This window comes from Ferrimonas aestuarii (assembly GCF_005116665.1).
GTDB lineage: Bacteria > Pseudomonadota > Gammaproteobacteria > Enterobacterales > Shewanellaceae > Ferrimonas > Ferrimonas aestuarii.
Genome location: NZ_SWCJ01000018.1, coordinates 59205 through 72468 on the forward strand (window position 1 = coordinate 59205; position 13264 = coordinate 72468).

The following is a 13264-nucleotide window of genomic DNA, read 5'->3' on the forward strand; positions in this document are numbered from 1 at the left end:
GGCGCCGATCTGTTTAGCGAAGTACCACCGCTGCCGCCAAGAGGATGAACACCACCGCACTGACTCGGTCAACCCAAACGCTGTTGGCTTTAAGCCAGTGGAGAATGCCTGTCGAGCCAATGCCAAGCGCCACCAAGGCATACCAAAGGGCATCAATGCCTCCTGCCGTGGCCATCATGATCATCTGATCGCCAACTCCCTGCCCCTCTTTAACAAATTGGCTGAACAGAGCCAGAAAGAAGATGGCCAGTTTTGGGTTTAAGAACGCCACCAAAAATCCCCCACCAAAGCCGACGAATTTGGTCTGTTTATGGGCTGGGCTGTCGTCTTCGTCACCGCGTGTTTTCGCCGCCGCCAAACTGCTACGGATGATGTTAAACGCCATATACAGCAAAAATGCGGCTCCGGCATACTGAATGGCACTGAACAACCACGGAGTTTGGGTTATTACCAACCCAAGCCCTGCGGCGGTGATTAGGGCATACAATCCCACCCCAACACCGTGGCCAATTGCCGTTGCCAACCCAGTCGCTTGGCCCTTTTGAACGGTGTTGTTGATCACCAGCGCTAAGCTGGGCCCAGGGCTGATGGCACCAAGAATACAGATGGTGGCCAATGGCAACCAAGCACTAAACGTCATCACACTACATTGTCCTACTTAATCAATCTTAGGGTTAGCTTATCCCCTCTTGCCAAACACCAGAAGTGATAGTTTGTCACCCCAAGCATTCCTTATGGTTATACCAAGGATTCAGGCTTTCACATAGACACGTCAAACTCTGCCGAACTATGGCGAAATATTCCGACAAGCATTGGCAGAAATATCTGAGGACACTCGGTGATAGCTTCAGGAGTATCAATAACAAGGAGAAACATCATGACTCGCACCTACATTCTGGCCATCGCTGCCGCCATCGGTTTTGGCAGTGCCGTATTTAGCCAAGACAGCTACGCCATCAGCCCTCATTGTCACCAGCAGTGGCTCGATTGTTTAACCAGCTTCCCAGATGACCAATACGGCATCTGCGAAGAGGTACTCAGGTTCTGCGAAGCGGGCGAGATCACCCCGTTGTAGGCAGCCAGCGCTGCTGACCAAGGGTCAAATAGTGCTGAAGGTGGCCCTGCAAATACGGCAGGGCCAACTCTCTAAACCAGGTATGAGCAGGATCATGATGCCAACGCTGATGCCAAAACAGATAGTATTCATGCTCCGGTAGCGCCACAGGCAGGGTTTTGATGCACAGCCCATGGGACTCAGCCAACTGCGCAGCGATATGCAGCGGAGTGGTCAACACCAAGTCTGACCGTGCCAGCAGTGCCACAGCCCCATGAAAAAACGGCACTTTAGCTGCGAGGTTTCTTTCCAGTCCCACCTCAGCAAGGTGACGGTCGATAAGGCTGTCTTTATCCCCTCCCCCGGTGACACTCAAGTGCGCCAGAGACAGGTAGTCCTCCAAACTTGGGCTCAAAACCCCAGCCAAAGGGTGTCCTTGACGCATCAACATCACCAAACAGTCCTGCCCCTGGGAAATACCAACACAGGTTTCAGGTATCGGCTCGATAATGGTTGAAACCAGATCCAAGTTATCATCCGCCAAACCTGAGAGGCGTTTGGGTTGCCACAACTGAAACTCAATCTGCGCCAAAGGGGCTTGGGAGGCGAATTCTGCCGCGATGTCGGGGAAGATATACTGAGCCACATAATCGGAGGAGGCCAGCACAAAGCTGCGCTGGCACCGCGCCGGTTCAAACTCACCTTGGTGATAAAGCCCATCAAGACCAGACATCAAAGGCGTTAGCTGCAGTTGCAACTGCTCCGCCTTTGGCGTCAGCAAATAGCGCTGCCCTTGGCGTACTAACAACGGATCGTTAAAACTCTGTCGCAACTGAGCCAAGGTTTTGCTGACCGCAGATTGAGTCATGTGTAACCGCTCAGCAGCCCGAGTTAGGTTCTTAAGTTCAAGGAGAGCCAGTAGAACTGGCAGTTGATTTAGGTTGTGGCGCATTCACTGGGATCTGGCATCAGGCGATAAACCGATGGTACGCAAAGCGTTGGGAGAACGCCAGCGTACCCAATGAGTTACCCCTAACGTCTTGCGCTGCCACTGACCTCAATGCCCTGCTCGGTCACATCGACTTGCATCAAGATCTTCTGGTGGCCACTGAAGCTTCGCCGCAGCTCCTGCTCCAACTCAGGCTCTAACCCCATCTGCTTAACCGCCTTAGCCAGTGCCAAATAATCCAGTGTGAGTGACATCAAGCCATTGGTCGTCATCGGCTGTTGAAGCAGCGTATTGGCGGCCGCTTCTCCCTTTTCGCCCACATAAATCACCAAGTGATGATCGTTTCGTTGTACCCAAATTGGCATCGGTTGATAGGCAAGCTCCGGTACAAATTCCCTGAGATCCATCGGCGTTTGGTCGGAAGGGATCTGCAAATTGGCAAGGCTTGGCATGAAGTTAGCCGCCAACTGAAGTAGCGCTGGGACGTTACTGGCACTGATGCTCACCAAACCATCAAAATCGGTAGCAGGCTCGTCATATTCCAGACCCGCAAGATCCACGCCCATGATGGCCGCGCCAACGCCTTTAAACCCTTGGGTTGCATCGGAAAACATCGCCAAGGTTTCCGGCGGCATCAACTTAAGCTCATCTTGCCATTCACCAAGCCATTGGCATTCGTAAGGCTGCTCCAGCCATTGGTCCCGCAGAGTAACTAGACTCGGCACCAAGGCTTCCCCATTGATCCCGACACCAAGGCTCATCCAGCTGCCCGCCAGTTCTCGGGTATAGGGCGCTAAGAAGCCTCTTAGCTGTCCCAATGCATTAAGAATGGCCTGATTTTTTGACTCCAGCACAATCTGTGTGTCCACTTTGACGTCGAGCTCACTGCCTTGATACAGGTAGTGGGACACGGTTCGAGGCCAATTGCTGACGATGCCACTAAGCTCCTCATAACAGATGGGGTCTTTAAGCTCACCACTGTTATCACGCCATTCATCCCACGAATTCAGATGCTTCGCCAGAGAGTTTCCAGACTCGGTCATCAGCCCCGTTAACAACTGCTGATGCTCCAAATAGGCGACATTGCCCTGTTGCCAGCCATAGCGCTGCTTAATTTGTGTCAGCCTTTGGCTGTCGGCAAGGGAGTGGGCTGGCAACGTGCTGCCCAGAGCGATTTTCAACTGTTCCGTAGAGAGAATAGGTGCCCCTAAGGTCACCACCAACTCTTGGTCACTGACGGCGAACCACAGCTCAACCGTGGGGCCATCTTTGGCTTTGAGATCGTACACCCTGGCTTCGATGCCATCGATTCGCTCATCGCGATGGGTCATGCCAGCGCGATTCTCGGCCCTATCTAAAGCCGACAGCAGGTTTGTTTTACTGTCTAAGCTCCAGCGAAACACCGGAGAGGCACCAATGAAATAGAAAGCGCCCGTTGAATGCTTCGCGATGCCAGTGGTTTCCACCAGACTGCCCCAATCGGTCATGGGATCAAACATCGGCAGCAACAGTTCAGACAGAAATTTGAGCTCGGTGCTATCGACACTGGCCAACTCATCCATCAATACGGCCAGCTCCTGCTCCGTCAGAGACTGACCTGAAAAGCTCAATCTCAGCAACGATTCCGTCTCAACCGGCGTGGACTGCACCATCACCATGACGGAATCGTCGGGAATGTGGGACTCAATGGAGCGTGGCGTTGAAACCAGATACCAGCTTCCCAGAGCCACGGCGGCAACCGCAGTGGCGAAAATGCGCTTTTTCATTGGTAATTCCCTCTAACCCGATGATTTTTTCATAGTTTAAAGAGTAGACCGTGGTAAGGCGAGCCCATCCATGATGGCCAAGGCCATTGCGTGCAGCCCGTTGCCCTGATAGCGAAAAGGCGCAGCTCTCGCTGCGCCTTTGTCTGATACTCAGTTTCCGATTTTGCCCAAAACCAAGTCGATGGGCCGATTCCAATCACGAACGAATTCTGATTCCTAGCCTATATCTGGGGCCAAAGGCATCCATGTCCTTAGTAAGCCAACATTACTCAGGTACGATCCAGCGCAGACGGAAGTTGGCTTGCTCTGACTGAGCCAGTTTTGGCGTTAGCCAGGGCAGCAGCTCCTGCATCTGCTCTTCCAGCGTCCATGGCGGATTAATGACGATCATGCCTGAGCCGGTCATGCCCCAATCCATGTTGTCGTCTTCCACATTCAGCTCAATCTGCAAAATATTGCGGATGCCGGTGCGCTCCAAGGCGCGCTCTAAGGTGGTGATCTCCTGACGCCGCACCACTGGATACCAGATGGCATAGGTGCCCGTCGCCCAGCGTTTTACCGCCTCTTTCACCCCTTTTACCAGATCCTTATACTCGTTTTTCAGCTCATAAGGAGGGTCAATCAGCACCACACCTCGGCGCTCTTTCGGTGGCAGTGAGGCTTTTAGGCGCTGGTAGCCATCCTCCTGATACAGTTTTACCTGACGGCGGCCTCGAAATTCCTGCCGCAAACGAGGAAAATCCGACGGATGCAACTCGGTCAGCACCATGCGGTCCTGTTCACGAAGCAAGCTGCCGCTGACCAATGGGCTACCAGGGTAGTAGCGCAGGTTACCACTGGGATTTAGCTCTTTGACCACTTTCAGGTAGGGGTGCATCGCCTTAGGACAATCTTCGCCCCAGATGCGGGCGATGCCATCCACGTACTCGCCGGTCTTCTCCGCATGCTCAGATTGCAGGTCGTAACGACCGGCTCCAGAGTGAGTGTCGTGAATCATAAAGGCTTTATCTTTACGCTTTAGTGACTCAACGATCAGCGCCTGCACGGTGTGTTTTAGTACGTCGGCATGATTACCAGCATGGAAACTGTGGCGGTAGCTCAGCATAATTTGGGGTGCTCATTAGAAATGCAATCGGGCAAGTATATCAATAAGCCTATACCAATCACACTCATGGCCTGCTCATTCAGCAACAACATGAACGGGATTGATATAAAACCCCGAAACATTGCCAGCCGAATGGCATCGCCTTGGTTATACTTTGTTCTGCGTTGTGCGCCACAGCAGAGCAGCTACGGATAAAGGTAGCGCCAGTTTGACGTCTGCGGCGTACTTAAGGTCTTTGGCGACATTGAGGTTACTCTCAAAACGCCCATCATCACGGACGACCCACTGTGGGAGACGATGATGACTCGACACTTTTTACTGGCCTCAAGCCTCTTCGAACTTGGTCTTTTGGAGCATCAACTCAAGCGCCAAGGATTCACGCCTGCGCAGATCCACGTTATCAGTCCGCGGGATGCCTTAGCATCGAAGCTCAGGCTGCAATCTTGGCAATCGCTTATCTTCTTAGAGCTCGCCCACTGCTGCATTCAAGGCGCTCGTATCGGCCTAATTTTAGCGCTTGTTTGCTTAGTAGTCGCCACTGCTCTGGGCATTGACAGCAGCGTCGGTTGGACTCCCATCTTGATGTTTGCCGCGGTGCTGCTGGGTTTCAGCGTTTGGGAAGGCGGTCTGATTGGTGTCAGTACCCCAGAGCAGTTACAGCGCACCTTCCATAAAGAGATTCGCCAAGGGCAGCACCTGCTGGTGGTGGACGTACTCGAACCACAGGAAACGCTCTTTCTCGCCCTCATCAATCAACATCCTCTGATTCAACAAGTGGGAATCGGCAACGGCGTCATGCCCTCAGCCATCCGCATTCAAAACTGGTGGCTGGCACACTGACCAAACGCGCTCATCGCTTGGCGCTGCCACTGTCCGATATCCTAAGCCGGTGTCCGCTCACCTTGAAAAAGTGTCCGCTGCGGACACTCTGACCATGCCAAAAATCATAAATCATTGAATATAATAAAAATAATTTCTGGCACGCTTACTGCTAAATAACCGTTAATCGTAAGTTATCAGTTACACATGGACAGTAGGCGTCATTATGATTCGAAACACCACTGAGCAGGATGTCATCAAACCCAAATCCAAAAAGAGAGGAACTTGGGTCAAAGGGGCACTGGGCCTCAGCGCCTTAATCGCCAGTTTAAGCTGGGGAGGCCACCTACTCAGCCAACCCCAAAACAGCATCGCCGCCAGTGGCGTGCAAACCGCCATGGTCGAGCGCGGCTCACTCACGCGGGAGATCAATACCCGAGGCAAGATCATCGCCGCCAATGCCCCCATGGTGTACGCCACCAGCGAAGGCTTGGTGGAACTGTTTGCCCAACCCGGAGATCAGGTGGAACAAAACCAGCTGCTGATCCGCATCGACAGCCCGGAGCTTACCTCCCAATACGACCAAGCCAAAGCGGAGCTGGAACGCCTACAGATGAGCCTTGAAGGCGAACGTCTCGATGCCCGCCGACAGCAGTTGGAGCTCAAGCGCCGACTGGATCAAGCTCAAGTGACTCTGGAAGCCGCCGAGCGAGAGCACCGACGGGCCAATGAAGCGATCAAACAATCCTTGATCAGCGACATCGATTTTGAACAAGCCAAGGATGAGTTTGCCAGTGCCAAGCTTGATTTCAGTCACGCCAAAGAGGAGGTCGAACTGGCTCGAGACACCTTGGAGTTTGAGGAGCGTAGCCTAAGACTGCAGCTTCAGCAGCAACAGCTGAAACTTGCTGAGCTCAAGCGAAAAGTGGACAAACTGAACGTTACCGCTCCCATCTCCGGCATGGTGGGCAACACCTTAGTAGATAACCGCCAGCAGGTCAGTCGCAATCAAGCGTTGATGTCGGTCGTCAGCCTTAAAGACTATCAGGCCGAGTTGGAAGTCCCGGAGATCTACGCCGACGAACTGGGACTGGCGATGCCGGTAACCTTAGAAGTGGCTGGCACCACGCTCACCGGCCAGATTGGGGGCATCTCACCAGAGGTGCTCAACAACCAAGTGAAAGTGCGAGTACGCTTCCCCTTTGAGGCGAATCTAGGGCTACGCCAAAACCAGAGACTGAACGCCCAGATCCACCTGCAGCGGCTGGAAAACGTCATCAAGATACGACGGGGCGCTTTTGTACAAAGCGGTGGCGGTCGTTTCGGGTACCGAATTAACGACAATCTGGCCACCAAGATCCCCCTCGACCTTGGAGCCAGAAGCCTCACCCACATCCAGATTGTTTCCGGTGCCAAGCCCGGCGATACCCTGATCATTTCCGATTTAGCTCCCATGCAGCAACAGGATCAGCTGCTGATTAACGACTAAGGAGACCCCAATGTTATCCATGAACCAGATTGGTAAAGTGTTCCAAACCGAACTGATTGAAACCCACGCCCTACGCGGCCTAAACCTTGAGGTCAATGACGGTGAGTTTGTGGCCGTCACCGGCCCATCGGGCTCAGGTAAAACCACCTTTTTGAACATTGCCGGTCTGCTTGAGCCCGCCAGCAGCGGCGAGTATTTTCTTGACGGCGAGCAGGTTGCTAGCCTCAACGACTATGAGCGTTCACGCCTTAGAAACGAGAAGATCGGTTTTATCTTTCAGGGGTTCAATTTGATTCCCGACCTTAACCTGTTCGACAACGTCGATGTGCCCCTGCGCTATCGAGGCTTTAACGCCCGTGAACGCAAGCGCCGCATTGAAGAGGCTTTGGAGCTAGTGGGGCTTTCTGCGCGCCTAAAACACCTGCCGTCTCAGCTCTCTGGTGGACAACAGCAGCGCGTGGCCATCGCCCGCGCCTTAGCTGGCGAGCCCCGCTTTTTGCTGGCCGATGAGCCAACCGGAAACTTGGACTCTTTGATGGCCCGGCAAGTTATGGAGCTACTGGAGCAGATCAATCGCAATGGCACCACCATCATCATGGTGACTCACGACAACGAACTGGCCGCTCGGGCGCAGCGCAACATCCACATTGTCGATGGTCAGGTTTGCGATCTTGCCATGGTTGCCAACACCGAACCTCAGCGGGCTCACGCCTAACCGCCGCCAAGGAGAACCCTATGTTGCTCTACTACACCAAATTGGCGCTGCTGGCGCTAAGGCAAAACCCGGTCATGTCGGCACTAATGGTGCTGGCGATGGCCATTGGCATCGGCGTGGCTGGCACCACCTTGACCGTTTATATGGCGATGGATCATAACCCCATGGCTCATAAAAACGATCGCTTGTATAAGGTACAACTTAAAACCGCCCACGACGATTTCAGCCCCGGTACGGTCGATGATCTACCGAAGCAGTTAAGCTACCCCGATGCCATGAATCTATTGGAAATGGGGGGCGGGATTCGCCAAGTGGCCATGTACCGAACCGGATTTATTGTTAAACCCGAATCGGACACCATCATCCCATTTAGCGTCTTAGGCCGAGCCACTAGCCGCGACTTTTTTGCCATGTTCGATGTGCCTTTTATCTATGGCGACACCTGGAGTATGGCAACCGATGACGGCGGCGTTAATGAAGTCGTTATCGACAAGCGCCTTAACGACAAGCTGTTTAATGGCACAAACTCCGTCGGCAAAACCATCGATGCCAGCAGCGTGATCTACACCATTGTTGGCGTAATCGAAACCTTTACCCCCACGCCCTTGGTGTACGACCTCAATAACGGCTCCATTCACCAAGGTGAACAGATCTTTCTTCCCATCGCCTTAGCCCCCACCAATAAGATGCCCATTTGGGGCAATACCAATGGCTGGAAGCGTGAACCGAGTAAATCCTTTGAAGATCGCCTCAACTCCGAACGTTACTGGGTGCAGTATTGGGTTGAGTTCGCCTCCCAAGCGGACATCGCTCCCTATCAGCAACAGCTAGACAATTATGTGGCGCAGCAGAAAGAGTTGGGCCGTATGCCGTCGGACACCGCTTACGGCAAACTAAGAAGTGTTGGCGAATGGCTGGTCTATCGAGGGGTGGTTGATGACGATACCAAGGTGATTGTGGCGTTAGCCTTTATGTTTCTCGGCGTGTGCTTGGTCAATATGGTCGGCCTGCTGCTGGCGAAGTTCCTACGCCGTGCCCCTCATGTAGGCGTTCGCCGTGCCTTAGGCGCAAGCCAAGGGCAGATCTTCCTGCAACACCTAGTGGAAGTGGCGGTGATCGGCCTCTTAGGCGGCCTGTTGGGGCTGGTGTTTGCCGCCATCGGCCTGCATGGCATTCAAGGCCTGTATCAAAACTACAGCGCCATCACCGAGTTCCATCCACAAATGTGGGCCCTGCTGCTGGGGATCTCCGCGGTTGCTGCTCTGCTTGCTGGCATTTTGCCAGCGTGGCGCATCTGCCAAAGCTCACTGTCCCATCACCTGAAGATTCAATAGGAGGCTAATTATGCTAGAACTTCGCCCGATGCTATCGGCCATGCTTCGCAACAAAGTTGGCCCGATCCTAATCATACTACAACTGGCACTCACCTTGGCCATTGTCGCCAACGCCGCGTTCATCATCGTTGAACGGTTGGCATTGATGAAACTGCCTAGCGGCGTCGCTGAGTCCGAGGTGTTGAGCTTTACCGTGATTGAGAACGATCCCAGCATCAATATCGGCAACCAGCGGCGAGCGGACATTGAATCCCTCAAAGCCATTCCCGGAGTCATCAGTGCTTCAGCGGTGAATCAAATCCCCTTGAGCGACAGTGGCAACTCAAGCTCATTGATGCGCTCAGAGGAAGCCCACGAGACCGAAGCCAATGTGGCCCACTACTGGGGCGACATCAATCAGGTAAGCGCCCTTGGGCTTAAGATCATTGAAGGCAGAGACTTTACTAGCGACGACTTTGTGGATGAAGGGTTTCCCACCAGCCTTATCATCTCCAAGGCCACCGCAGATTGGTTCTTCCCAAATGGCTCCGCCATCGGTAATACCCTCTACACCAGTGGTCGAACCCTAACGGTGGTTGGTGTGGTAGAGCGGCTGCAATCACCTTGGAAAGAGCACCGAAATACCTTTATGAGCTTGATGTTACCAATGGAGATGGACACCGAAAAGTTGACCCGTTTCGTGGTTCGAGCCGAAGCCAATCAGAGGGAGGCGGTGCTGGCTCAGCTCTCAGAAGTGATGCTGAAAAGGGTTCGCAACCGAGTCGTAAATCAGTTCGAAACCTTCGACATGACCCGAAAAGAAGCGTACGCAGCGGATAATGGCATGGCCAAGGTACTCATGGCGATCATTGTGCTGCTGCTAATTGTCACCGCATTGGGCGTCGTTGGCTTGGCAAGCTACAGTGTCAATCAGCGCCGCAAGCAGGTCGGCACTCGCCGAGCCCTAGGGGCAACCCATTGGCAAATATTGCGTTTCTTCCTGTTGGAAAACGCCATGCTCTGTCTCGGCGGCATCACCATAGGTTGTATCGCGGCATTGAGCCTAAGTCGCTGGCTAGCAAGCCACTATCAGGTAACCAGCCTCCCCCTAAGCTACTTAGTTATCACCGCATTGGGCCTGCTGGTTTTGGGGCAACTGGCGGTGGCCTCTCCAGCCATCAGAGCCAGTCGAATCTCCCCAGCCTTGGCCACACGCAGCATCTAAAGGACTCACATCCCAAGAATTAAGATGCTGAAATAACGAAACAAAGGAGTTACCTTAGGGTAACTCCCACTTTAAAGACAGGACGACTGTGGAGCAGATTCTTATTGTCGACGACAACCCCGCCATCGTCGATGCCCTCACCCTCTTATTGGAACTGGCGGACTACCAATGCCTGAGCGCCTTGTCACCGGAGCAGGCACTCAACCAGTTAGAGCACAACGAAGTGGCGCTGGTCATTCAAGATATGAATTTCAGCAGCGACACCACCAGTGGCGAAGAAGGCAAAGCCCTATTTTATCAGCTGCGCCAACGACAGCCGGATCTGCCGGTAATTCTGCTAACGGCCTGGACCGAGGTATCCATGGCGGTAGAACTGGTCAAAGCCGGTGCGGCGGATTACTTAGGTAAACCTTGGGATGACGACAAACTGCTGACCAGTGTTGCCAACCTGATGGCTCTGTCTCAGTCTCGTCAGGCGCTAAAACATCAACGCTATCGCCAACAAGCTCTGAGAGATCAGCTAGAGCAGCATCAGTTGTGCGGCACCATTTTTGCCAGTACTCAGATGGAGCAGCTTATCCACACGGCCATTCAAGTGGCGAAATCGGATCTGCCAGTGATGATCACAGGCCCCAATGGCGCAGGCAAAGAGAAAATTGCCGAGATCATCCACGCCAACTCAAGCCTCAACCACCACCCCTTCATTAAGGTTAATGTGGGCGCTCTGCCTGCAGATTTGATGGAAGCCGAACTGTTTGGTGCTGAGGTCGGCGCCTATACCGGCGCCACAAAGACCCGCATTGGCCGTTTCGAAGCCGCCGATGGCGGCACCCTATTTCTGGATGAGCTGGGCACCCTGCCCCTCTCCGGTCAGGTAAAACTGCTTCGGGTACTGCAATCGGGCGAATTTGAACGTCTAGGCAGCAGCCAAACCCGAAAGGTCTGCGTTCGGGTACTCAGCGCCACCAATGCGGATCTCACCCAAGCGATGGCAGATGGCGAATTTCGCGAAGACCTTTACTATCGCCTCAACGTCATCCCACTGGAGCTTCCCCCTCTCGCTGAGCGCAGTGACGACATTTTGCCCCTAGCCCGCCACTTTTTGACCACGACCGGAGCTCTGCTCACGGCACAGGCTGAGCAGGCGCTGCTCAGTCACAGCTGGCCGGGCAATGTGCGAGAGCTAGAAAACACCATGGCCAGAGCCACTCTGCTCAGTGGGGGCGACAACATCGAACCCAAGCATTTGGCGTTGCCCCAGGCCAAAGCCCCATGCTCCAATCCGCCTCATCCCCCATGCACAGAGAAGACAACTTCGACTCAACTCCCGAATAGAGAACCCAGTAAGCTGGAGATCATTCAGGCGTTGAGTAACCAACAAGGGATCATCGCCCGTGCAGCAAAGTCTTTAGGATTGAGCCGTCAAGCGCTGTATCGGCGCATGGAAAAATTGGGCATTGAGCGATGAACGGCTGGCGCTTTTGGCTACCGAGAACCCTAGTGGCAGCCGTCATTATTAGCACGGTCGTGATTGCCACCTTCTCTTTAGGGCAACTGTTGGCTCTGCCCTCATGGGCTCTGTGGCTCACCACCGTACTGGTGGCGACCCTAACCTGCGCCTTGAGCCTTAATGCACTGATCGCCCCCATCACCCAAGGGTTATCTGGGCTGGAAACTGGACTGTTAAACCTTGGTGATAACGACTATGCCAACAGTCTCACTGAAACCGGGCCAGCCCCCATCAAAGCGCTCTTAATCAGCTACAACCGCACCGCCGAAAAGCTAAGGGAGCAGCGCTACCACCTGCATCAGCGCGAGCTACTGCTGGACAAAGTGGTACAGAACTCGCCCATGCTGGTGCTGTTGTGCGACCAGCGTCAGCGAGTGGTGTTTGCCAATCATCGCTGTGAGCTAATGCTGGGCCAGCCGACCTTGGCGGGCAAAAAACTGGATCATGCCTTGGCCGAGGTCTCAACTGAAATGGCGCAGATGCTCACCCAAACCCAAGATGGTCTGTTCCAACTGACGGAGCTTGGTCAGAGTTATCATAAGATCAGTGGCGAATTTCAGATCCATGGCCAAGCCCATCGGCTGATTCTGGCCCGAGAGATCACCCGAGAGATGGCGCGTCAGGAAGCCGCCGCGTGGAAAAAGGTCATTCGAGTCATCAGCCATGAGCTCAACAATGCTCTAGCCCCCATCAGCTCCATGAGCCACAGTGGCCGCAAACTGATTGGCAGTGACGCCGATCCTCGTCTGGCTCGCGTGTTTGATAACATCGAAGCCCGCTGCAAAGATCTCAATGGCTTTATTCAAGGCTACGCCAGCTTTGCCAAGCTCCCCAGCCCTCGCATCGGCAATCACAACTTAGCTGAGCTCATCACCCCATTAGCCGAGCACTTTCCTCTGACTTGGGAGCTGACCACCTCGTGGGGCCAATTTGATCGGGGTCAACTGGAGCGAGTGCTGATTAACCTAATGAAAAATGCCACCGAAGCTGGCGCCAATCAGTTGCACCTCAAGGTAGAAAGCCAAGGGGATGCTCTCATTTGGCAGTTGCAAGACAACGGCTCTGGCATGAGTGACACCGTCATGCAGCAGGCGCTGCTGCCCTTCTACTCCACCAAAAAAGAGGGCACCGGATTGGGCCTCGCCCTGTGCAAAGAGATCATCGAAGCACACCACGGCCAGATGCGGCTACAACACCGAGAGCAAGGTGGCATGCGAGTAAGTTGGTCTCTGCCCTATCACCCTCAGCCACAAGCTTAAACGCAGAGCGCCGCCCAATGGGCGGCGCTCTGCTTGTACGGTGTCAAAGTTCAAAGTCGT

The 13264-nt window shown here is 53.9% G+C and carries 12 protein-coding genes; 8 read left to right on the forward strand and 4 right to left on the reverse strand.

What is annotated here, in order from left to right:
• Window positions 1-13: 13 nt before the first annotated feature.
• Complete coding sequence (locus FCL42_RS17775) at window positions 14-640, reverse strand: LysE family translocator (RefSeq protein ID WP_136864815.1); 627 nt, start codon at window positions 638-640, stop codon at window positions 14-16.
• Window positions 641-877: 237 nt separating this feature from the next.
• On the opposite strand from FCL42_RS17775, the gene FCL42_RS17780 reads away from it, so the two are divergent.
• Window positions 878-1075, forward strand: a complete 198-nt coding sequence (locus tag FCL42_RS17780; RefSeq protein WP_136864778.1) for a hypothetical protein — start codon at window positions 878-880, stop codon at window positions 1073-1075.
• Here FCL42_RS17780 and FCL42_RS17785 read toward each other — a convergent pair.
• From FCL42_RS17785 to FCL42_RS17795, 3 genes are all read right to left on the reverse strand, one after another.
• A complete protein-coding gene (locus tag FCL42_RS17785; protein ID WP_136864779.1) occupies window positions 1062-2006 on the reverse strand; it encodes a LysR family transcriptional regulator in 945 nt (314 codons plus the stop codon). The two genes, FCL42_RS17780 and FCL42_RS17785, sit on opposite strands and share 14 nt — an antisense overlap.
• Window positions 2007-2086: 80 nt before the next feature.
• The gene (locus tag FCL42_RS17790; RefSeq protein ID WP_136864780.1) at window positions 2087-3769 is read right to left on the reverse strand and encodes a hypothetical protein; all 1683 of its coding nucleotides are present in this window, start codon (window positions 3767-3769) and stop codon (window positions 2087-2089) included.
• 265 nt (window positions 3770-4034) lie between these two features.
• On the reverse strand, window positions 4035-4874 hold the full coding sequence (locus tag FCL42_RS17795; protein ID WP_136864781.1) for a 23S rRNA (adenine(2030)-N(6))-methyltransferase RlmJ: 840 nt from the start codon (window positions 4872-4874) through the stop codon (window positions 4035-4037).
• A gap of 300 nt (window positions 4875-5174) precedes the next feature.
• On the opposite strand from FCL42_RS17795, the gene FCL42_RS17800 reads away from it, so the two are divergent.
• The 7 genes from FCL42_RS17800 to FCL42_RS17830 all read left to right on the forward strand — a co-directional run bounded on the left by FCL42_RS17800 (window position 5175) and on the right by FCL42_RS17830 (window position 13204).
• A complete protein-coding gene (locus tag FCL42_RS17800; RefSeq protein ID WP_136864782.1) occupies window positions 5175-5714 on the forward strand; it encodes a hypothetical protein in 540 nt (179 codons plus the stop codon).
• Between the two features lie 205 nt (window positions 5715-5919).
• Complete coding sequence (locus tag FCL42_RS17805) at window positions 5920-7182, forward strand: efflux RND transporter periplasmic adaptor subunit (protein WP_136864783.1); 1263 nt, start codon at window positions 5920-5922, stop codon at window positions 7180-7182.
• A 10-nt stretch (window positions 7183-7192) separates the two neighbouring features.
• Window positions 7193-7897, forward strand: a complete 705-nt coding sequence (locus FCL42_RS17810) for an ABC transporter ATP-binding protein (RefSeq protein ID WP_136864784.1) — start codon at window positions 7193-7195, stop codon at window positions 7895-7897.
• Between the two features lie 20 nt (window positions 7898-7917).
• Complete coding sequence (locus FCL42_RS17815; protein WP_136864785.1) at window positions 7918-9231, forward strand: ABC transporter permease; 1314 nt, start codon at window positions 7918-7920, stop codon at window positions 9229-9231.
• 10 nt (window positions 9232-9241) lie between these two features.
• Window positions 9242-10435, forward strand: coding sequence for an ABC transporter permease (locus FCL42_RS17820; RefSeq protein ID WP_136864786.1), 1194 nt, complete (start codon window positions 9242-9244; stop codon window positions 10433-10435).
• Between the two features lie 88 nt (window positions 10436-10523).
• A complete protein-coding gene (locus tag FCL42_RS17825; protein WP_136864787.1) occupies window positions 10524-11903 on the forward strand; it encodes a sigma-54-dependent transcriptional regulator in 1380 nt (459 codons plus the stop codon).
• Complete coding sequence (locus FCL42_RS17830; protein WP_136864788.1) at window positions 11900-13204, forward strand: sensor histidine kinase; 1305 nt, start codon at window positions 11900-11902, stop codon at window positions 13202-13204. The genes FCL42_RS17825 and FCL42_RS17830 overlap by 4 nt, the downstream gene beginning before the upstream one ends.
• Window positions 13205-13264 lie beyond the last annotated feature (60 nt).